The following is a 19,623-nucleotide window of genomic DNA, read 5'->3' as shown; positions in this document are numbered from 1 at the left end:
TCTTGGCGTACGTCCTATACTCGGTTTCGTCCGGCGGCATCGACGCCCGCCGGTGCTCGAAAAAAGGGCACGCCGCGCGGCAGCGCGAGACACATACGGCCTCTCATCCGTCTGAAGTCTCAAGGGATCCGCCATGCCCACCGTGTCCGCTCACGTCGCCCTCACGCTCGCCCGCCACATCGACCACGTGTTCGGGGTGATGGGCAACGGCAACGCGTACTTCCTCGACGCGCTCGAGCGCTCGACCGACGTGCACTTCACCGCCGTCCGTCACGAGGCAGGCGGGGTCGTCGCCGCTGACGCCTTCTTCCGCGCGTCGGGGCGCCTCGCCGCCGCGACGGCCACCTACGGCGCCGGGTTCACCAACACGCTCACCGCGCTGGCCGAGGCCGTGCAGGCGCACGTACCGCTCGTGCTCGTCGTCGGCGACGAGCCCACCTCCGGCCCACGCCCGTGGGACGTCGACCAGATCGCGCTCGCCTCGGCGGTCGGCGCCCGCACGTACACGGTGGGGCGAGCGGATGCCGCAGCCACCACCGTCATCGCGATCGAGCACGCGCTCACCTATCGGGTGCCGACCGTGCTCGCCATCCCCTACGACGTGGCCGCGCGCGATGCCGGCCCCGTGCCCGAGGCGCCGGAGCCGCGCCTGCCCGAACCGCTCTCACCCGTCGGACCGTTCGCGGCCGGAGCCCTCGACAGCCTCGTCGACGCGCTCGCGAACGCCGAGCGCCCGTTCCTGCTCGCCGGTCGTGGCGCCTGGATCTCTGGGGCCGCGGACGCGCTCGGCGAAGTGGCCGACCTCGTGGGCGCCGTGACCGCGTCGACCGCTCTCGGCCGAGGCGTGTTCCCGAGGACCGAGTACGACCTCGGCGTCACCGGCGGCTTCGGCGCCGAGGCCGCCATGGAGCTGGTGCGCGAGGTCGACGTCGCCGTCGTGTTCGGGGCATCCCTCAATCAGTTCACGATGCGCTTCGGCGACCTCTTCGCGCCCGGCACGCGGGTGTTCCAGATCGATGTCGCCCCGGCGGCGACCCACCCCCACGTGGGCGGATTCGTGCGGGCGGATGCCGGCGTCGCGGCCCGTCTCGTCGCCACCGCCCTGCGCGACCGGGGTCGGGCGCCGAGCGGGTGGCGGGAGTCCGTGGACATCGCCGCGCTGCGAGCGTACGAACCCGGCGAGGCGGTGGCGGCCGACGGACGCCTCGACCCGCGCGCCGTGGCCCGCCGCATCGGCGAACTGCTGCCGCAGGACCGGGTCGTCGTCTCGGACGGCGGCCACTTCATCGGCTGGGCGAACATGTACTGGCCGGTCGCCTCGCCCGACCGCATGATGATGGTCGGCACCGCGTTCCAGTCGATCGGCCTCGGCTGGCCTTCGGTGCCGGGCGCCGCGCTCGCGAAGCCGAATGCCACCGTCGTGCTCACCACCGGCGACGGCGGCGGGCTCATGGCGCTCGCCGACCTCGAGACCGCGGTGCGTGTCGCCGGCGGCCGCGGCGTCGCCGTGGTCTGGAACGACGCCGCCTACGGCGCGGAGGTCAACCTCTACGGTCTGAAGGGCCTCGCGAAGGAGCCGATGCTCATTCCCGAGGTCGACTTCGCCGCCCTCGCAGCCGGGGTCGGCGCCGAAGGCGTCGTGGTGCGCACCCTCGACGACCTGGAACGGCTGGCGTCATGGAGGGCGCAGCCGCCGGCATCCCGCCCCTTCCTCGTGCTCGACTGCCGCATCTCAGGCGAGATCGTCGCGCCGTACCAGCGCGAGATCATCCGCGTGAACTCCTAGCGGCGGGCGCCGCGGTCATGACCTGCGGCAGACGTTCCTGGGGATAAGGACACGCTTGACGTCCTTATCCCCAGGAACGCCGCACGGTCGTGAGGTCATAGTCGGGCAGCGACGTGTCCGTCGCGAAGACGTCCGTGATCCACATCATCGCCCGCAGCATCAGCGGGTTCGCGAACGTCCGGTCGCGCCTGTGGATGCGCCGCTCCGACGGCGGCGCGAGGAACGGTCCGGCGCTGCCCGTGCGCGCGATCCTCGTGGGCCGGCGCATGCGCGCGTCGTAGGCCGCGAGCGCCGCGAGGTGATCACCGTCCGCGCGTGCGAGTTCACCGGCGAGCACGTACGCGCCGACGAGCGCGAGGCCGGTGCCGAAGCCGCCGAGGGTGTTCGCGTAGCCGGCGTCGCCGACCAGCGCGATGCGCCCCTTCGTGTACGACGTCATGCGCGTGCGGGTGATCTCGTCGAGATAGAAATCGGATGCCGCCTCCGCCGCCGCCAGCATCTCGGGCACCCGCCACCCGATGCCGTCGAACGCACGCACGAGGAACCGTCGCTGCGAGGCGACGTCGCGCCGGTCGTACGCCTCGGCATCACCCTGGAACACGAAGAGGTTCGGCGCCTTCTGCCCGCCGGCGAGGGCGAGCCGGCCGGGGACGTTGTAGCCGTACGCGACGGTGCGACCGCTCGGCAGCCGGGTCTCCAGACCCTCGAGCGGCACTGCACCGCTCGCCACGGCGTAGAAGTAGCCGAGACGCTCGACGTGATCACCCTCGGGCCCGAACGCGAGCCGCCGCACGGCAGAATGCACGCCGTCGGCGCCGATCACGAGGTCGAAGCGCTCGTCGGGGCGCCGCGCGAACGAAACCTCGACCCCCTTCGCGTGCTCTGCCAACGCGGTGATCTCGTCACCGAAGACATACTCCGCGTCGGCGGCGCTGTGGCGGTGGAGGATGCCGGCGAGGTCGCCGCGCAGGATCTCGACGTCGCCCCCGATGAACTCGCCGGGGATCACCGCCCTGACGCGGTCGGACTCGTCGACCATGCGCCAGTCGGTCTTGGCGGTCTGCTGCGCCTGCACGTCGTCCCACACCCCCATCCGGGTGAGCACCTCGCGGTGCGTGCGGCCCTTGAAGTCCACCGCCTGCCCACCGGGCCGTACCTCGGCAGCCTTCTCGACGACCGTGACATGGTGCCCGCTGCGTCCGAGCCACCCCGCCAAGGCAGGCCCGGCGATGCTCGCACCGGAGATCAGAACCTTCTTCGCGGACATGTGGTCCTCCTTCCACGTAACTGCGTCTCGTGGACACAATACATAACTGATTACACTGGACGCAATTGTTCTCAGGAGGTTCGCATGACGCCCGGCGAGACCCCACCGGCACCGAACCCCGGCGAAGACCTGCTGTGGCCGGGGCCTGCCACCGTCCGCCGCGGGCCCAAGCCGAGGTTCACGGTTGCGCAGATCGCCGACGCCGGCACGCGCATCGCGGATGCCGAAGGCCTCGGCGCCGTGACCATGCAGCGGATCGCGCACGACCTCGGCAGCACCAAGATGGCGCTCTACCGCTACGTCCCCGGTCGTGCCGAACTCGACGCCGTGATGCTCGACCGCAGTTTCGGCATGCCCCGGCCGCAGCACGACGCGGACTGGCGCCGCGCGCTGGCCGCATGGGCCGAAGGTGTCCACGCCCGCGCTCTTGCCCACCCGTGGTCCGTCGAACTCGCTCAGCGCCCGCACCGACCGGGACCCTGCGAACTGGCCTGGTACGAGGTCGGCCTCGCCGCGATGGCGGACCTCGAGCTGCATGGCGGTGAGAAGCTCGACGTGCTGGCACTGCTGGCGGGCCACGCGATGTCGATCGTGCGGCAGGAGTCGGCCAGTGCCGCCCCCGAACAGGAGCTTGCGGCATCCATGCAACGGATCTTCACGACCCGCGCGGCCGACTATCCGCTCACCGTGGCGGCGTTCTCGGATCCCGGCGGCGCACGAGGAGACGCCCTGCGCTTCGGGGTGGAGCGCATCGTCGCGGGCGTCGAGGCGCTCGCGGCATCGCGGCGCGAGGGCTGAGGCCCCTTCGCGCGTGCTCCCGCGGGAGGAGATCGGATGCCTCCCGCAGGCGGATGCGCGGCGCCCGACGGCGAGCGAGCATGAAGGCATGACCTCCTTCCGATTCGGCGTCGTGACCGGCGCACACGGTGACGCCCGAGCCTGGAGCGAGACGGCCCGGCGCGTCGAGGGCGACGGGTACGCGGCGCTGCTGGTGCCCGACACGCTCTACACGCCCTCCCCCTTCCTCGCGCTGTCGGTCGCGGCCGCGGCGACCTCGACGCTGCGCCTCGGCACGTGGGTGCTCGCGGCCCCGCTGCGCAGTCCCGCCGCGACCGTCCGCGAGACCCGCACGCTCGTCGAGCTGTCGGGCGGGCGCTTCGAGCTCGGGTTGGGTGCGGGCCGGCCGCAGGGCGAAGCGGATGCCGCGGCCCTGGGTGTGCCGTGGGGCTCCGGCCGTGAGCGCGTCGATCAGGTCGAGGCGACGATCGCGGCGGTGCGCGGGGCACTCGGCGACGACCTGCCGCTGACGCTCGCCGCGGGCGGCGACCGCATGATGCGGATCGCCGGCCGCCATGCTCAGGCGGTGGCGCTCCCCCTGCCGCCGCACGCGCACCTCGCCGCGGTGACCGCGGTCGCCGCCCGGGCGCGTGCGGCCGCTGCGCCCGACCGGCCGCCGATCGAGCTGTCGCTGCAGATCGCGGGCGTCGGCGAGGCGGTTCCGGAGTGGCTGCGGCGCAGCGCCGGCCTCACACCCGAGTCGCTGCGCGCGGCCGGCGCCGTCGCGGCCCTGTCGGGTGACGTGACGCACGACGCCGAGGCGCTGCGCGCGCTGCGCGATGCCACGGGCGTGTCGTTCTTCACGGTGCCCGACGAGCTCGCGCCGGCGGTCGCCCCGCTGGTGGCCGAGCTCGCGGGTCGCTGAGCGCCTCTGGTCGTTGAGCGGAGCGAGGAACGAGCGAAGACGAAACGTCACGAGCCGCTCTCGACAAGTTGGCCGGCCGCGCACGTCGCCGGGTGGCTGGGTCCGATGCGCGGCTCACCACGTTTCGTCTCGCGGAGACCCGCACTGAGCGAGCGAAGCGAGTCGAAGTGTCGCTCAACGGCCAGAGGCACTCACTCGCCGCGGAACACCGGCTTGCGTTTCTGCTGAAACGCCGCGAAGCCCTCGCGATAGTCGGCCGTGGCGCGCAGCGCTTCCTGGCCGCGGGACTCTTCCGCGACGGCATCCCACAATCTCGCATCGCGCAGGCGCGCGACCAGACGCTTCGACGCCGCGAAGGCCGCCGTCGGCCCGGACGCCGTCGCCGCGGCTCGCTCCCGGGTGAACGCGAGCAGCTCGTCGGCCGCGACCGCACGGCTGAACAGGCCCGCGGCGACCGCTGCGGCGCCCGACATGAGCTCCCCCGTGAAGATGAGGTCGAGTGCCCGGTGAGCGCCGAGCCGATCCACGAACAGCGCGTGCGCTCCCGAGTCGGGGATCGCCCCGAGGTTCGCGAACGGAGAGCTCAGCTTGGCGTTCTCGGCGACGTAGACGACATCGCTCGCGATGGCGAGCCCCAGCCCGACCCCGAGGCACGCGCCCTGCACGGCCGCGAACGTCGGCACCGGGAACGCGGCGATCCGCCGCATGACCTGTTCCAGCGCGCCCAGGTATCTCGGCACATCGTCGGTCTCGGGGTCGACGCCGGCGATGTCGCGCCCGGCGCAGAACGCGCGTCCTTCGCCGCGCAGCACGAGGGCGCGGACCCCGGATGCCGCCGACTCGGCACACGCGTCATCCAGCTGCCGCAGCGCCTCGAGCGAGAGCGCGTTGAGCTTGTCGGGAGCGTTGAGCGTGATCTCGGCGACAGCGCCGTCGATGGCGAGCTCGATCATGCCCTCACGCTACGGTGCCCTTCGGCCCCCCGGCAACGGCAGCCGCGGCCCCGGACGCTCAGGCGGCGCAGGTTGCGGCATCCACCCCGCCGAAGGCACCACTTGCGCCACCTCAACACCGAGCACCGGACGCTCAGGTGGCACAGGTTGCGGGCATCGACACCACCGACGCGACACCGAACCCCGGGCGAGCCGGACCGGGTATGTCATGATTCCCGCTGTGCCGACAATGCACAGGTGAGGGCACGAAGCGGCGCCCCACCGAAACCGAGGATGCATGTACGAGACCGACCACGATGCGCGGCTGCTGGAGCTCGCGCGCCGCGGCGATCGCGGTGCCTTCAGCGCACTGTTCTCGCGGCACGGCAAAGCCGTGTACCTGTACGCGTGGGCCGTCGCCCGCGACGATCGAGACGCCGAAGACATCGCGCAGGAGGTGTTCGTCGTGGCGTGGCGCAAGCTGCGCACGATCCGCATCGTCGAGTCGTCCGCGCTGCCGTGGCTGCTCGTCACGACCCGCAACGTCGCCCGCAACACGGTGCGCGCACGCCGCGCGAGCGTGGAGTTCGACGAGTCGGTGCTGCCCGGCGACCGCGTCCGCCAGGAGCGGGTCGAAGAGGTGGCGTGGGTGCGCCAGGCCGTCTCGCGCCTGGGCGGCATGGACCAGCGCATCGTCCACCTGTGCCTCGTCGAGGGCTACTCGTACGCCGAGGCGGGCGATCACCTCGGACTCACCACCTCCGCCGTCGCCAAGCGCGTGCAGCGCCTGCGAGCCACGCTGCAGCAGTCCGTCAGGGGGGACGCATGAACGACCGGCCCCGCGAGGGGATCTACCTCGACGCCACCCTCGCCGTCATCGGCGAGCAGGTCGACGAGCGCATCGACGAACTGACGAGGCGACGCGGGCGCCGCGTGCGCATCGGCATCGCGACGCTGGCCGTCGCCACGATCGCGAGCGGCGCCGCGACGGCGGTCGCCCTCACCTCGCGCGCCGGAGAGCAGGAGCCGGCAGCATCCGCTCCCCTCACGGTGACCCGTGAAGTGCACTGCGTCGACCGGCCCGACCCCGGAGTGGCGGCGTACTTCACGGCGCGCTACCGCACGGGCGATGACGTGAGCGTGGATGACGCGGCGCTGTGCGCGAGCGCCCGCTCGGCGATCGCCGCGGACGACGGGGCCATCGCGCAGGACTCCCCCGCGGAGCTGGTCGCGCGCGCACTCGAGCTGGTGCGTTCGGCGGCGACGGTGGATGCTGCGGCGCCCGGCACTGCGGACGGCCCGGCGCCGGCGGCGGTCGGCGTCGACGAGGCGTCGTTCGGGCTGCTGTCTGCGGGGGCGGGGGCGTCGTTCGTCGTGTGCGCGGCGGGCGGAGACCTGAACGTCGTGGTGTCGACGCGGTCCGCGGCGACGAACGGAGTCGAACGCGCAGCGCTGTGCGCGGCGGTCGACCGGTGAGCCGCGCCCGGGGCGCGCTGCCCGGACCGCTGCGGCGGCTGCTGCGGCAGCCGCTGCGCGCGGCAGCGGTCGGCCTGCTGGCGGCATCGGCGCTCGCGACGGCGGGCATCCAGAGCGCGGCATCGGCGGCGCTGCGGGCGACGATGGACGACAACTGGCGTGGCGCGTACGACATCCTCGTGACGCCGACCGACGCGTTCCAGCCGGTGGGCGAGCTGCTTCCCCCGAACACTCTCGCCTCGACCGGGTCGGGCATGACGTTCGACGACCTCGAGGCCGTGCGCGATGTCGCGGGGGTCGAGATCGCGGCGCCGATCGGCGAGATCGTGGCGCCGCGGATGAAGTTCGGGCAGGTGCGGGTCGCGATCCCGCGCGGCTTCGTCGGCGCCGATGACGCCCCGCAGGCGTACCGGCTGACGATCACCTACACGACGGACGACGGACTCGGCGAGCGCGTGGTCGAGACGCAGCAGGTGCCCGTGGTGGTCGACGAGTCGACGGACGAGCACCCGGTGCAGATGGCGCCGTGCGAGCCGCAGTCGTACACCTTCGACGGCCATGACGTCGACCCGGCGAAGTACCCGGCTCTCGCCGCGATGGCGTGCATGGATCCTCCCGGCGACGGGGTCACGGTGTACCTCGACGACGCGACCCGCATGTCGAACACGGACAGCGCCCGCGTCCCGAAGGAACCCGTGCTCAACCTTCCGCTGCCAGGCTCCCCGCAGACGATGACCCGGATCACGCTCGTCGACCCCGTCGCCGAGAAGCAGCTGCTCGGTGAGGCCGGAGCGTTCCTCGACCCGCTCATCGCGGTCGACCCGTCGCCGACGACCGATACCGCGGCGATGGCGACCTGGGCCGATTCCGAGTCCAGTCCCTACACGGACGCGTTCCATGCCTACCTGGAACGGATCGCTGCCGCGATGGCGCAGACCCCGTACACCGACGAGCAGCTCGCCGAGCTGCGTGCACTCTGGGCGGCAGACGGCGACGACTATGACCAGTACATCGAGCAGCTGTCGGACGGCGTCATGTTCACACCGCTGCTCGTGGCCACCACCGAACCCGCGCAGCTCTCGGTGCGCATCGATGTCGAGGGCTTCGGTGCGGTCGCGGCGAACGACACGGGGTTCGGCGACCGGAACTACGTGCTGCCGGAGGCGCTCCAGTCCGGCGGTCCGGGCACCGTGCTCGGCGGCACCGCCGCCGACGTCTCGGGGCTGCTGAACCCCTTCGTCGACGACGGCGGTGCGGTCGCCTGGCCGGGGGCGGAGGTCACCGCCGTCGACCAGCTGCCCGTCTGGAACAACCTCGGGATCATGAGCGTCGGAACGATCACCCCCGCCGCGCTCACGGCGGGCGGCGTGTCACCAGAGCTCGGCACCACGGGCTACCGTCTGCCTCTGAGCGACAACGTCATGCCCGGACAGGAGTTCACCGCGCGCGCCAAGCCCGAGGCGCTCGGCGCGGAAGCCTCGTACGTCGGAACCAAGACCGCCGGCACGCTGCAGCAGCAGGTCATCGCCACGCCCGTCGGCAGCTTCGACCCCGCCGACATCGACATCGACGAGTCCGCCGCGGACTATGTGCCGCTCGGGGCATATGCCCCGGTGAGCTCGACGGTGACCGGCGGCGAGCACGCGGGCACGACGATGCTTCCCAGCCTCACGGGTCTCGGGCTGGTCTCGCCGCGCACCGTCGCGATCGGTTCGCTCGCGAGCGCGGCGCAGTGGCGCGACGCGAGCCCGATCAGCTCCATCCGGGTGCGCGTCGGCGGCATCGACGGGTATACGCGCGAGGCGCAGGAGAAGGTGATCGAGGTCGCGCGCGAGATCGAGGATCTGGGCTTCGACGCGGCCATCGTCGCCGGCTCCTCGCCCACCGACGTCGACGTGCAGGTCGAGGGCTACGCGTTCGGCACCATGGACCCCGCAGGAACGCAGACCGTCGGTCCGCTCGGCGCCGTGACGCAGCGGTGGTCCGAGCTGGGCGCCGCCGCGCGGGTATCGCTGTCGGTGTCGACGGCGACGATCACGGTCCTCGGGATCAGCCTGGCCGCCGGCATCCTTCTTCTCGGCGCCGTGCAGCTCGCCGGCGTCCCCGGCAGGCGCGAGCAGGCGGCCGTCATGCGCGAGACCGGGTTCACCCGCGTGCGCATCGCGCGGTGGTTCGCCGCCGAAGAGGTGCCAGGGCTCATCGCGGTGACGGCGATCGGGGCGATCGCGCTGTGGCTGTCTGGTGGCACCGGCACGGCGGCCCTGGTCGCCCTGGTCGCCGTCGGCGCGGTGCTCGTGACCTCGATCGCCTCGGTCGCGGCCGGCTCCGCGGTGACCGGACTGCGGATGCCGCGAGACGCGCGCTCCCGTCGGCTCGGCGCCCGCTCGGTACCCGGCTTCGGCGCACGGCAGGCTCTCGTGCACCCGCTCGCCAGCATCACCCACGTGCTGGCGATCCTCATCGTCGGGCTGTCGGCCGCCGGACTCGTCGCCGCGCTGCTGGCAGGACGCGAGGGCGCGGGCGAGAGCAGCCTGGCGCTGCTGACCATCGCGCGCCAGCTCTGGCCGCAGGTGCTGCTGGGCGCGGCGGGCGTGGTGAGCGGCATCCTGCTCGCCCGTCTCACGCGCCGACTCGACCTCGCCCGTCGATCCGAGCAGTGGGCGACGCTGCGCGCGACCGGGTGGACCACCCGGCAACTCGCGACCGCCCAGCGCGTGGAGGGACTCGTGGTGTCGCTCCCGGCGATCGCCCTGACCGGCGCGCTCGCCTGGTTCGGGGCGGAATGGCTCGAACTCGCGCCGCGGCTCTACGCGGGCATCGCGGTGATCGCCGCCGTTCTCACCGCACTCATCTCGCACACCGTCCGCCGGAAGGGCACCGCATGACCACCGAACCCAACGCCGGCGGAACGACCGGCCTCATCGCCGACCACCGCGCCGTCCTCGACGGCGCCGACGCCACCGAGGCGCTCGGCGGACCGGCGGTCGAGCTGCGCGGCGTCACCATCCAGTACGAGCGACCGGGCGACGAGCCGCTGCACATCGTCGACGGTTACGACCTGGTGCTCGAACGCGGGCGGATGCACTGCCTCGCCGGGCGCAGCGGATCGGGCAAGACCTCGATCCTGCGGGTCGCGGCGGGGCTCGTGCCGCCGGCATCCGGTCACGTCCTGTGGGAGGGGATGGAGATCACCGGGCTCGCCGACGACGTCATCACCACTCGCCGCCGCGCTCATGTGGGCTATCTCGACCAGCGCGGCAACCTCGTGCCGGGGCTCACGGCTCTCGAGAACGTGCTGCTGCCCGCCGTGCCCGACAAGCGCACCCGCGAGCTGGCCCGCCCCGCCCGCGACGTGCTGCACCGCCTCGGCGTCGGCCCCCGCGCCACGCACTACCCCGACCGGCTCTCGGGCGGAGAACGCCAGCGCGTGGCGTTCGCGCGGGCGCTGCTGCTCGGGCCGGCCGTCATCATGGCCGACGAGCCGACCGCGAGCCTCGATCGGGCGACCGCCGATCAGCTGATCGCGCTGCTGCGCTCGCTCGCCGACGACGGCATCGCGGTGCTCGTCGCCTCGCACGACGAGCACCTCATCGCCGCGGCCGATTCGCGCACGACCTTGAGCTGAGGGGATGCCGGGCGCCCGGCATCCCCTCCTGCCTCGAGGTGGCGCAACACGCCGCAACGCCCCCGCCGACGCCACCATGTTCGCCACATCAACCGCGGCGGTCTTCGCTCAGGTGGCACAGGTTGCGGCATCCAACCCGTCGAAACGGCCATTCGTGCCACCTCAACCAGGGAGCAGCCAGAGACCGGACGGCCTCACACGTCGTAGTCGACCACCACGGCGTCGGTCGTGGGATGCGACTGGCAGGTGAGCACGTAGCCGCGCTCGAGCTCGTCGGGCTCGAGCGCGTAGTTCTCGGTCATCGTGACCGACCCCTGCAGCAGCCGCGCGCGGCAAGTTCCGCACACCCCGCCCGCGCACGCGAACGGCACGTCGGGCCGCACGCGCAGCGCGGCGGTCAGGATCGACTCGCGCGCGGCGACCGGGCTGTCGACCGACTGCGACTGGCCGTCGAGGGTGAACTCGATGCGTGTGACCGGCTCGTCCTCGCGGATGAGGACGGGCGCACCCGGGCCCGGCTCGTCGCGGGGGCCGTCGGCAGGGGTGAACAGCTCGTACCGCACGTGCGCGGAGTCGACGCCCAGGTCGTCGAGGGTGTCGCGGCACAGCTGCACGAGCGGGAGCGGCCCGCACAGGAACCACTCGTCGACGGTGTCGGGCAGTACGAGCTCGTCGAGGATGCGGCGCAGGCGGGGCTCGTCGAGGCGTCCCGACAGCAGCGGCGCCGTGCGCTGCTCGCGCGACAGCACGTGATGCAGGGCCAGGCGGGTCGGATAGCGGTCCTTGAGGTCGGACAGGTCGTCGAGGAACATCACATCGAGACTCGACCGGTTCGTGTACACCAGCGTGAACCGCGAGGTCGCGGATCGAGCCAGCACCGTCGCGGCGAGCGCCATGAGCGGCGTGATGCCCGAGCCCGCGGCGATGCCCGCGACATGCGCGCCGTCGAGATCGGCGAGCGCCGAGGTGAACGAGCCCTGCGGGTTCATCACCTCGAGCTCGTCGCCGACCTTCAGCCCGGTCTGCGCCCACGTCGAGAAGCGCCCGCCGACGTCGCGCTTGATCGCGATGCTGATGGTGCGGGGCCCGTCGCCGCCCCCACCGGAGTCGATCGTCCCGGAGCCTGCCGAAGGCCGGCACAGCGAGTACGAGCGCCGCACCTCGTGGCCGTCGAGTGTGGTGCGCAGCGCGACGTGCTGACCGGCGAGGTAGTCGAACTCGCCCCGCACCTGCTCGGGCACGGCGAACGTCACCTCGATGGCGTCATCGGTCAGCGGCCGCACCGCGGCGACGCGCAGCGGGTGGAACCGGGCGCGCCGCCGGCTGCCGTGCGGACCGCCGACCGCGGTCGTCAGCAGCGCCTCGGCGACGCGTTCGCGCTCGGCGTCGCCGGGCTCTGCGGGAGTCATCAGTGCGCCTTGAAGTGATCGAAGGGCTCCAGGCACGCCCGGCATTCGTACAGCGCTTTGCACGAGGTGGACCCGAACCGGGCGAGCTCACGGGTGTCGAGCGACCCGCAGCGCGGGCAGCGCACCGACAGCCGCAGCGGGACCGGCCCGGTCACCGCGCGGCGACCGGTGGGCGGGGCGATGCCGTACTCGCGGAGCTTGCGTCTGCCGGCATCCGTCATCCAATCCGTGGTCCAGGCGGGCGCGAGCACCAACCGCACATCGACGCGTGCGAAGCCCTCGGCGGTGAGGGCCAGTACGAGGTCGTCGCGGATCGCGTCCATCGCCGGGCACCCGGAGTACGTCGGGGTGATCGTGACGGTTGCCCGGTCGCCGTCGACGTCGACCGCGCGCAGCACCCCGAGGTCCTCGATCGTGAGGACGGGAACCTCCGGATCGAGCACGGATGCTGCGACGGCCCACGCGTGGTCGGTCGCTGTCGCCGGCTGCTGAGCCTGTCGAAGCATCACCACGTCGCCCCCGGATGCTGCCGGGCGAGGACCTGCATCTCGGCGAGCAGGTAGCCCAGTGTCGGGAAGTGCGATCCGCGCCGGCCTCCGGCCGAGGACATCGGCCCGGCGGGGATGTCGAGCTCGGCCTCGGCGAACACCGCGGAGATGACCGCGTCGAAGCCTTCTCGCAGCGACGAGGGACGCACTGCGACGGGGCCGAGGCGCTCGATGAGCGGCTCGTCACGGAACAGCTCGCCCACGTACGGCCACACGTCGTCCACCCCGCGGACCATGCGCCGCCGCGACTCGTCGGTGCCCCCGGCGAGGCGCAGCGTCCATTGCACGGCGTGGTCGCGGTGATACTCGACCTCTTTGACGGCCTTCGCGGCGATGGCGGCCAGCGTCTCATCGGACGACCCCTGCAGCGCGGTGTACAGCTCGAACAGATACGTGGATGCCGCAAGCTGGCGCGCGATCGTCTGCCCGAAGTCGCCGTTCGGCTGTTCGAACAGCCAGGCGCAGCGGAACTCGGGCTCGTCGCGCCAGTAGGCGAGATCGTCCTCGGTGCGGCCGTCGAACGTACCGGCGTACCGGAGGAACGAGCGCGCGTGGCCGAGCAGGTCGAGGGCGATGTTGGCCAGCGCGACGTCCTCTTCGAGCTCGGGGGCGCGGGCGATCCACATGCCCAGCTGCTGCGACAGGATGAGCGCGTCATCGCCCAGCCACAGCGCGTACTCCGCGACATCGGCCGACGCCGCGCGGCCCTCGCCGCCGGCGAGTTCCGCCGACAGCGCGACGCGGTCGACGGTGACGTCGCCGTGCGGGTCGTTCTCGAGAGCGGCGTGCGACGTTTCGCCTGGATCGTGCCTGGGTCGCTCAACGAGCGGGATCGTGCGGCCGCCGGCATCCATCCCGGTCATAGGTGCGGCACCCCCTCGGACGCGGTGTAGTACGAGGCGTGGCGGTAGTTCTTGCCCGCGGGGCTCTCGAAGAAGGCGCCCTTCGAGTCGGGATCGCTGGTGGTGATCGCATCGGCGGGCACCACCCAGATCGAGCTGCCCTCACCGCGCCGCGTGTACAGATCGCGGGCGTTGCGCAGCGCGAACTCGGCGTCGGGCGCGTGCAGCGACCCGGCGTGCACGTGACTGAGACCGCGTCCGGCCCGCACGAACACCTCCCACAGCGGCCACGTCTCGCGGTCGGCCGCACCCGGGGTCGTCATCACGCCGCCTCCTCGTGTCGTGCGAGCTGCTGCTTGCGGGCGTACTCGGCCGCCGCCTCGCGCACCCAGGCGCCGTCCTCGTGCGCCTCGCGGCGTCGCCGGATGCGCTCGACGTTCATCGGTCCGCGACCGGACAGCACCTCGTGGAACTCCGTCCAGTCGATCTCGCTGGTGTGCCACCGCTGCGCGTCGGCATCCCACCGCAATTCCGGGTCGGGGAGCGTGACGCCGAGCACCTCGGCCTGGGGCACCAGCATCCCGATGAAACGCTGTCGCAGCTCGTCGTTCGAGAACCGCTTGATCTTCCAGGCCATCGACTGCGCCGAGTTCGGCGACTCGTCGTCGGGAGGACCGAACATCATCAGGCTCGGCCAGTACCAGCGGTCCACGGCCTCCTGCGCCATGCGCCGCTGCGCGGGCGTGCCCTGCATGAGCGTCAGCAGGATCTCGAACCCCTGCCGCTGGTGGAACGACTCCTCTTTGCAGATGCGCACCATCGCGCGCCCGTACGGCCCGTACGACGCGCGGCACAGCGGCACCTGGTTGCAGATCGCGGCGCCGTCCACGAGCCAGCCGATCGCCCCCATGTCGGCCCACGTGGGCGTCGGGTAGTTGAAGATCGACGAGTACCTGGCGCGACCCTCGATCAGCTGTTCGGTCATCTCGTCGCGCGTGATGCCGAGGGTCTGCGCGGCCGAGTACAGGTACAGCCCGTGGCCCGCCTCGTCCTGCACCTTGGCCATCAGGATCGCCTTGCGCTTGAGGCTCGGCGCGCGCGTGATCCAGTTGCCCTCGGGCTGCATGCCGATGATCTCGGAGTGCGCGTGCTGCGAGATCTGCCGGATCAGCGTCTTGCGATAGGCCGCCGGCATCCAGTCCCGCGGCTCGATGCGCGAATCGGCCTCGATGATCGCGTCGAACGCGGCCTGCTCGGCCGCTTCGTCGATCAGCGTCTCGGTCGTCATCGTCGACTCCGTTCGGTTCCTGAGCCTGTCGAAGGATTACAGACCGTTCGTTCAGTAAAGTCTACGTCATATGATGCCGGGTGCCCGAAAGACCGCTCGGTCACGGTGACACCGTCGGTGGGCGGGTCATGAACGACCTCCCCCGGAACTCGGCCACGACCTCGCCCGTCTCATCCGTCACGGTCACGTCGTACAGGCCGGAGCGCCCGGCGAGCGCACGCCGGTGCGCACGCGCCGTCAACGTCTGGCCGGCCCGCGTCGCCTTGAGGAACGAGATGTCGGCCCCAGCGGCGACCGTGACGCCCTCGCCGGCGCCCGCGGCCCCGGAGGCGGCCCCGGCCCCGGAAGCAGGCTCGTTGCACGCGATGGCGAACGCCGTATCGGCCAGCGCGAACACCATCCCGCCGTGGGTGATGCCGAAGCCGTTGGTCATGTCGTCGCGCACGCGCATCGACACGACCGCCTCGCCCGGCTCGTCGCACTCGACGACCATGCCGAGTGCGGCAGACGCCCGGTCTCGTCGCAGCATGTCGCGCTGCCCTGCGAAGTGCTCAGCCGGGTCCGTCACGGCACCACCTTCCCGCTGTCGAAACCTGCATCCGCGCTGTTCCCACAACGCGCCCAGGCTCGCGCTGTCGAAACCTGCATCCGCGCTAGAAAGTTTCATGCGCGGATGCCGATTTCGACAGCGCGCAGGGTTTCTGGGGAGACGACGCCGCGACGCCCACGCCGTCCGCGCTCACACCCACCCCCGCGCTCACGCCTCGACCCCCGCAGGCTCGGGAGACGTGGATGCCGGGCGCCCGGCATCCCCCTCTTCCCAGGTCTTCGCGACCAGGGTGAGCACGTCGTACGTCGCGACGATCTCGTCGCGCTGGTTGAGGAGCACCGCGTCCCACCGCACCTCGCCGTATTCGTCGGTCTCGCGGGGGGTGATCTGCTTGGCGGTCAGCACGACGCGCACCTCGTCGCCGGGTGAGACCGGCGTGACGAAGCGCAGGTTCTCGAGCCCGTAGTTGGCGAGCACCGGGCCGGGCGCCGGGTCGACGAACAGCCCGGCCGCCCACGACACCAGCAGGTATCCGTGCGCCACGCGCCCCGGGAAGAACGGGTTGGCGGCCGCGGCCTCCTCATCCATGTGCGCGTAGAAGAGGTCGCCGGTGAAGCGCGCGAACGTCTCGATGTCGTCGAGCGTCACGGCGCGCAGGGGTGAGGCGAACTGGTCGCCGATCCGCAGTTCGGCGAGCGGCTTGCGGAAGGGGTGCCTGTCGGAACGGGATGCCGCGCCCTGATGCCATACGCCGGTCAGCGCCGTCAGCATCGCGGGCGAGCCCTGCACGGCCGTGCGCTGCATATGGTGCAGCACGGCGCGGATCCCGCCGAGCTCTTCACCGCCGCCGGCGCGGCCGGGTCCGCCGTGGACGAGGTGCGGCACCGGCGCGCCGTGCCCGGTCGAAGTGCGGGCGTCGTCGCGGTCGAGGAACAGCAGCCGCCCGTTGTACGCCGCGGTGCGGGCGAGCAGCGTGGCGGCGACGGCGGGGTCGGCGGTGGCGACGCTCGTGACGAGCGATCCGCCGCCCCGGCCCACGAGGTCCGCCGCCTCGTCGACGGTGCGGTAGGCCAGCACGCTCGCGACGGGGCCGAACGCCTCGATGTCGTGCACGGCGTCGGGCAGCGCGGAGGCGTCGCCATCGAAGCCGACCACGAGCGGCACGACGAACGCGCCGTCGGGCGCAGCCCCGGTCGACCCGTCGGCGCGCACGACCTCGGGGGCGTCGGTGGTGCCGAGCACCAGGCGGCCGCCCGCAGCCTCGAGCTCCGCGACCGCGCGCAGCACTTCGTCGCGCTGCTCGAGCGAGACCAGCGGACCCATCGTGACGCTCTCGGCGTGCGGGTCGCCGATGACGACGCGTTCGGCGATCTTGTCGCGGAGGGCCTCGACGACGGCATCCCTCACACCCGCAGGCACGATCGCCCGGCGAATGGCCGTGCACTTCTGGCCGGCCTTCGTCGTCAGCTCGACCATCAGCTGCTTCACGTACGCATCGAACTCGGGCGTGCCCGGCACCGCGTCGGGCCCGAGCACGGACGCGTTGATCGAGTCGGTCTCGCTCGTGAACCGCACGCCTTCACGTGCGTGCGCACGCAGCCGAGCGGCCGTCGAGGCGCTGCCGGTGAACCCGACGAGGTCGCCGAGGCCGAGGTGGTCGAACAGGCCCGGCACCCCGCCGCTCACGAGCTGCAGCGATCCGGCGGGCAGGCGCCCCGCCTCGACCAGGACGCGCACCCACGCCTCGGCGATGTAGGCCGTGGGCGTCGCCGGCTTCACCACGCTCGGCACGCCCGCCAGGAACGCCGGCGCGAACTTCTCCAGCGCGCCCCACATCGGAAAGTTGAAGGCATTGATCTGCACGGCGACCCCGGGCAGCCGCGTGTACACGTGACGGCCGAGGAACGACCCGTCCTTCGCCAGAGCCTCGACGGGACCATCCAGGTACACCTGCGCGTTGGGCAGCTCGCGTCGCCCCTTCGACGCGTAGGTGAAGAGCACGCCGATGCCGCCGTCGACGTCGTTCAGCGAGTCGCGCACGGTCGCCCCGGCGCGCTTGGACAGCTCGTACAGCTCGTCCTTGCGCGCGGTCAGCGCGAGCGCGAACTCCTTGAGCAGCAGCGCGCGCTGGTGGAACGTCAGCGCGCCGAGACTCGCCTGCCCGACCGTGCGCGCGTGCTCGAGCGCGCCGGCGAGGTCCAGGCCTTCGGTGCTCACGTGCGTCACGACCTCGCCGGTGGAAGCATCGCGCACCGGGATGCCGGCGGTGCCGGCATCCGGAGTCCACCACGCGTCGCGCACGTAGCTGGGGAGGATGTCGGTCACTGCTCACTCCATTCGTAGAACCCGCGGCCGCTCTTGCGGCCGAGATGCCCGTCGGCGACGAGCCGCCGCAGCAGCTCAGGCGGCGCGAAGCGCTCGCCGAGCTCGCGGCGCAGCTCTTCGGCGATGCCGAGCCGCACGTCCAGCCCGACGAGGTCGGTCGTGCGCAGCGGACCGATCGGATGCCGGTAGCCGAGCTCCATCGCCGCGTCGATGTCGGCCGCGCTCGCGACGCCCTCTTCGAGCATGCGGATCGCCTCCAGGCCGAGCGCCACGCCCAGCCGGCTGGAGGCGAACCCCGGACTGTCGCGCACGACGACCGCGGTCTTGCCGAGCGCGGCGATCCACGCGCGAGCGTCGTCGATGAGCCCGGGTTCGGTCGCCGTTCCCGTGACGACCTCGACGAGCTGCGACGCCGGAACCGGATTGAAGAAGTGCAGACCGACGAAGCGCTGCGGGCGCGCGAGCGCCGCAGCGAGGTCGTCGATCGAGATGGAAGAGGTGTTGGTCGCAAGCGCCGCATCCGGGGCGAGCACGGCCTCGGCCCGCGCGAGCGCATCGACCTTGAGGCCGCGATCCTCGGGCACCGCCTCGACGACGAGCCCGCATCCGGCCAGCGCGGCGACATCGGTGGCGGTGCGCACGGCACCCGCGAGCTCTTCGGCGGTGCGGTCGGTCGCGCCGCGTTCGACGCTGCGTCGCAAGCTGTCAGTGAACCGGATGGATGCCGCCACCGCCGCCTCTTCGTCCCGTTCGACGACGACCACCTCGGCGCCGGCGAGCACGAACGCGTGCGCGATGCCCGCCCCCATCCGTCCGCCGCCGATGACCCCGACGCGGTCGGGAACGCTCGGCTGCCCGCTCGTTGAGCCCGCGGAGCGAGTCGAAACGCCCCGACCGCCGAGCGGATCGTCCTCGAGGGCGTCTCGCGACGCTTCGTCTCCCGAGTCGGTCGCTGAGCGAGGGGCGCCTGCGACGAGACGAAGCGTCCTCGGTCGCTCGACCACCAGGCGGGCCGGGTCTCCGGCCATCGAGCGAGCACCGTCCTGGCCGCTCATCGCCCGCGCCTGTCGAGAAAGGCCGTCATGCGGCGCCGCTTCTCGGGGCTCTCGAAGAGCTCCGCCTGCAGTTCGAGGTCGATCTCGGGGTGCGCGGCCCGCGGCGCGAGCAGCGCCGTCTTGGTGTGCCGTGTCGCAAGCGGGTCGTTGCGGGCGATGCGGTCTGCCAGCGCGTGCGCCGCGGCGAGCAGGTCGCCGGGCTCGAACAGCGAGGACACGAGCCCCCATTCGACGGCGGTGGCGGCATCCAGGATCCGACCCGTCAGCAGCATCTCCGAAGCCCTGCCGTCCCCGACGATCTCGCGCAACCGCCACGTGGCGCCCGCCGCGGCGATGATGCCGAGGCCCGTCTCGGGGTTGCCGATCTGCAGCCGCGGCGTGCCGATGCGGATGTCGGCGGCGTAGGCGAGCTCGGCCCCGCCGCCGAGCGCATAGCCGTCGATGGCGGCGATCACCGGCATCGGCAGGTCGCGCACACGCTGGAACGCCCGCGTGTTGATGCCGCGGCGCGCGTCGGCGGCGCCGCGTTCCCGCAGCTGTGCGATGTCGGCGCCCGACGCGAACACGCCGTCCGTTCCGGTGAGGATGAGCGTGCGCGGGTCGCGCTCCAACTCGGCGCACACGTCGTGCAGCGCGTCGATCGTGCGCTGGTCGATCGCGTTGCGCACTGCCGGCCGCGACAGCGTGGCGACGACGCGGTCGGCGCGACGCTCGACGACGAGCGGAAGCTCATTCGGCACCGGCATCGGCATCCTCTCGATTCGCGACGTCGCGGTTGCCTCACATAATACGTGACCGATCGTTCAGTATTACCCCGA

General features: G+C 72.2%; 18 protein-coding genes. 7 read left to right on the top strand and 11 right to left on the bottom strand.

The features are described from left to right. Positions 1-133 precede the first annotated feature (133 nt). Positions 134-1,786, top strand: coding sequence for a thiamine pyrophosphate-binding protein (locus IF188_RS09245; protein ID WP_191171499.1), 1,653 nt, complete (start codon positions 134-136; stop codon positions 1,784-1,786). Between the two features lie 64 nt (positions 1,787-1,850). On the opposite strand, the gene IF188_RS09240 is transcribed toward IF188_RS09245, so the two are convergent. Beyond that, complete coding sequence (locus IF188_RS09240; RefSeq protein WP_191171498.1) at positions 1,851-3,053, bottom strand: FAD-dependent monooxygenase; 1,203 nt, start codon at positions 3,051-3,053, stop codon at positions 1,851-1,853. Between the two features lie 84 nt (positions 3,054-3,137). On the opposite strand from IF188_RS09240, the gene IF188_RS09235 reads away from it, so the two are divergent. Together IF188_RS09235 and IF188_RS09230 are read left to right on the top strand one after the other, a co-directional pair. Further along, a complete protein-coding gene (locus tag IF188_RS09235) occupies positions 3,138-3,851 on the top strand; it encodes a TetR/AcrR family transcriptional regulator (RefSeq protein ID WP_191171497.1) in 714 nt (237 codons plus the stop codon). 88 nt (positions 3,852-3,939) lie between these two features. Beyond that, complete coding sequence (locus IF188_RS09230) at positions 3,940-4,755, top strand: LLM class flavin-dependent oxidoreductase (protein WP_191171496.1); 816 nt, start codon at positions 3,940-3,942, stop codon at positions 4,753-4,755. A gap of 191 nt (positions 4,756-4,946) precedes the next feature. Here the strand turns inward: IF188_RS09230 and IF188_RS09225 are convergent, their stop codons facing one another. Further along, positions 4,947-5,708, bottom strand: coding sequence for an enoyl-CoA hydratase/isomerase family protein (locus IF188_RS09225; protein ID WP_191171495.1), 762 nt, complete (start codon positions 5,706-5,708; stop codon positions 4,947-4,949). 277 nt (positions 5,709-5,985) lie between these two features. Between IF188_RS09225 and IF188_RS09220 the strand changes: the two genes are divergently transcribed. The 4 genes from IF188_RS09220 to IF188_RS09205 are packed head-to-tail and all read left to right on the top strand — an operon-like array spanning position 5,986 to position 10,788. Then, positions 5,986-6,516: an RNA polymerase sigma factor gene (locus IF188_RS09220; protein WP_191171494.1), complete on the top strand. Its 531-nt coding sequence runs from the start codon at positions 5,986-5,988 to the stop codon at positions 6,514-6,516. Beyond that, positions 6,513-7,163, top strand: coding sequence for a hypothetical protein (locus IF188_RS09215; RefSeq protein ID WP_191171493.1), 651 nt, complete (start codon positions 6,513-6,515; stop codon positions 7,161-7,163). The genes IF188_RS09220 and IF188_RS09215 overlap by 4 nt, the downstream gene beginning before the upstream one ends. After that, positions 7,160-10,048, top strand: a complete 2,889-nt coding sequence (locus IF188_RS09210) for an ABC transporter permease family protein (protein WP_191171492.1) — start codon at positions 7,160-7,162, stop codon at positions 10,046-10,048. Before IF188_RS09215 ends, IF188_RS09210 begins: the two co-directional genes overlap by 4 nt. Next, positions 10,045-10,788: an ABC transporter ATP-binding protein gene (locus IF188_RS09205; RefSeq protein WP_191171491.1), complete on the top strand. Its 744-nt coding sequence runs from the start codon at positions 10,045-10,047 to the stop codon at positions 10,786-10,788. The genes IF188_RS09210 and IF188_RS09205 overlap by 4 nt, the downstream gene beginning before the upstream one ends. A 194-nt stretch (positions 10,789-10,982) precedes the next feature. On the opposite strand, the gene paaE is transcribed toward IF188_RS09205, so the two are convergent. The 9 genes from paaE to IF188_RS09160 all read right to left on the bottom strand — a co-directional run bounded on the left by paaE (position 10,983) and on the right by IF188_RS09160 (position 19,551). Continuing rightward, positions 10,983-12,197, bottom strand: a complete 1,215-nt coding sequence (gene paaE / locus IF188_RS09200; protein WP_224751668.1) for a 1,2-phenylacetyl-CoA epoxidase subunit PaaE — start codon at positions 12,195-12,197, stop codon at positions 10,983-10,985. Then, a complete protein-coding gene (paaD, locus tag IF188_RS09195; protein ID WP_191171673.1) occupies positions 12,197-12,703 on the bottom strand; it encodes a 1,2-phenylacetyl-CoA epoxidase subunit PaaD in 507 nt (168 codons plus the stop codon). The genes paaE and paaD overlap by 1 nt, the downstream gene beginning before the upstream one ends. Next, positions 12,703-13,599: a 1,2-phenylacetyl-CoA epoxidase subunit PaaC gene (paaC, locus tag IF188_RS09190; protein WP_224751693.1), complete on the bottom strand. Its 897-nt coding sequence runs from the start codon at positions 13,597-13,599 to the stop codon at positions 12,703-12,705. The genes paaD and paaC overlap by 1 nt, the downstream gene beginning before the upstream one ends. Positions 13,600-13,604: 5 nt before the next feature. Continuing rightward, positions 13,605-13,910: a 1,2-phenylacetyl-CoA epoxidase subunit PaaB gene (gene paaB, locus IF188_RS09185; RefSeq protein ID WP_191171672.1), complete on the bottom strand. Its 306-nt coding sequence runs from the start codon at positions 13,908-13,910 to the stop codon at positions 13,605-13,607. Then, positions 13,910-14,875 (bottom strand): 1,2-phenylacetyl-CoA epoxidase subunit PaaA, encoded by a 966-nt coding sequence (paaA, locus tag IF188_RS09180; protein WP_191171490.1) that lies wholly within the window; start codon positions 14,873-14,875, stop codon positions 13,910-13,912. Before paaA ends, paaB begins: the two co-directional genes overlap by 1 nt. A 100-nt stretch (positions 14,876-14,975) precedes the next feature. Beyond that, positions 14,976-15,443, bottom strand: coding sequence for a hotdog fold thioesterase (locus IF188_RS09175; protein ID WP_396652755.1), 468 nt, complete (start codon positions 15,441-15,443; stop codon positions 14,976-14,978). A 189-nt stretch (positions 15,444-15,632) separates the two neighbouring features. Then, positions 15,633-17,750 (bottom strand): phenylacetic acid degradation bifunctional protein PaaZ, encoded by a 2,118-nt coding sequence (gene paaZ, locus IF188_RS09170; RefSeq protein ID WP_191171489.1) that lies wholly within the window; start codon positions 17,748-17,750, stop codon positions 15,633-15,635. Further along, entirely contained in the window at positions 17,747-18,559 is an 813-nt protein-coding gene (locus IF188_RS09165; protein WP_224751667.1) for a 3-hydroxyacyl-CoA dehydrogenase family protein, read from the bottom strand. The genes paaZ and IF188_RS09165 overlap by 4 nt, the downstream gene beginning before the upstream one ends. Before the next feature lie 242 nt (positions 18,560-18,801). Then, positions 18,802-19,551 (bottom strand): enoyl-CoA hydratase/isomerase family protein, encoded by a 750-nt coding sequence (locus tag IF188_RS09160; RefSeq protein WP_191171488.1) that lies wholly within the window; start codon positions 19,549-19,551, stop codon positions 18,802-18,804. Positions 19,552-19,623 lie beyond the last annotated feature (72 nt).

It is taken from the genome of Microbacterium helvum (genome assembly GCF_014779795.1).
Taxonomy (GTDB): Bacteria; Actinomycetota; Actinomycetes; order Actinomycetales; family Microbacteriaceae; genus Microbacterium; species Microbacterium helvum.
The sequence above is the reverse complement of the archived record's forward strand: the minus strand, read 5'-3'. Positions and strand labels throughout refer to the sequence as shown.

Bases quoted from the DNA above. Each gene is read 5' to 3' on its own strand.
- IF188_RS09245 (WP_191171499.1), top strand. From the start codon at position 134: ATGCCCACCGTGTCCGCTCACGTCGCCCTCACGCTCGCCCGCCACATC.
- IF188_RS09240 (WP_191171498.1), bottom strand. From the start codon at position 3,053: ATGTCCGCGAAGAAGGTTCTGATCTCCGGTGCGAGCATCGCCGGGCCT.
- IF188_RS09235 (WP_191171497.1), top strand. From the start codon at position 3,138: ATGACGCCCGGCGAGACCCCACCGGCACCGAACCCCGGCGAAGACCTG.
- IF188_RS09230 (WP_191171496.1), top strand. From the start codon at position 3,940: ATGACCTCCTTCCGATTCGGCGTCGTGACCGGCGCACACGGTGACGCC.
- IF188_RS09225 (WP_191171495.1), bottom strand. From the start codon at position 5,708: ATGATCGAGCTCGCCATCGACGGCGCTGTCGCCGAGATCACGCTCAAC.
- IF188_RS09220 (WP_191171494.1), top strand. From the start codon at position 5,986: ATGTACGAGACCGACCACGATGCGCGGCTGCTGGAGCTCGCGCGCCGC.
- IF188_RS09215 (WP_191171493.1), top strand. From the start codon at position 6,513: ATGAACGACCGGCCCCGCGAGGGGATCTACCTCGACGCCACCCTCGCC.
- IF188_RS09205 (WP_191171491.1), top strand. From the start codon at position 10,045: ATGACCACCGAACCCAACGCCGGCGGAACGACCGGCCTCATCGCCGAC.
- paaE (WP_224751668.1), bottom strand. From the start codon at position 12,197: ATGACTCCCGCAGAGCCCGGCGACGCCGAGCGCGAACGCGTCGCCGAG.
- paaD (WP_191171673.1), bottom strand. From the start codon at position 12,703: ATGCTTCGACAGGCTCAGCAGCCGGCGACAGCGACCGACCACGCGTGG.
- paaC (WP_224751693.1), bottom strand. From the start codon at position 13,599: ATGGATGCCGGCGGCCGCACGATCCCGCTCGTTGAGCGACCCAGGCAC.
- paaB (WP_191171672.1), bottom strand. From the start codon at position 13,910: ATGACGACCCCGGGTGCGGCCGACCGCGAGACGTGGCCGCTGTGGGAG.
- paaA (WP_191171490.1), bottom strand. From the start codon at position 14,875: ATGACGACCGAGACGCTGATCGACGAAGCGGCCGAGCAGGCCGCGTTC.
- IF188_RS09165 (WP_224751667.1), bottom strand. From the start codon at position 18,559: ATGGGGGCGGGCATCGCGCACGCGTTCGTGCTCGCCGGCGCCGAGGTG.
- IF188_RS09160 (WP_191171488.1), bottom strand. From the start codon at position 19,551: ATGCCGGTGCCGAATGAGCTTCCGCTCGTCGTCGAGCGTCGCGCCGAC.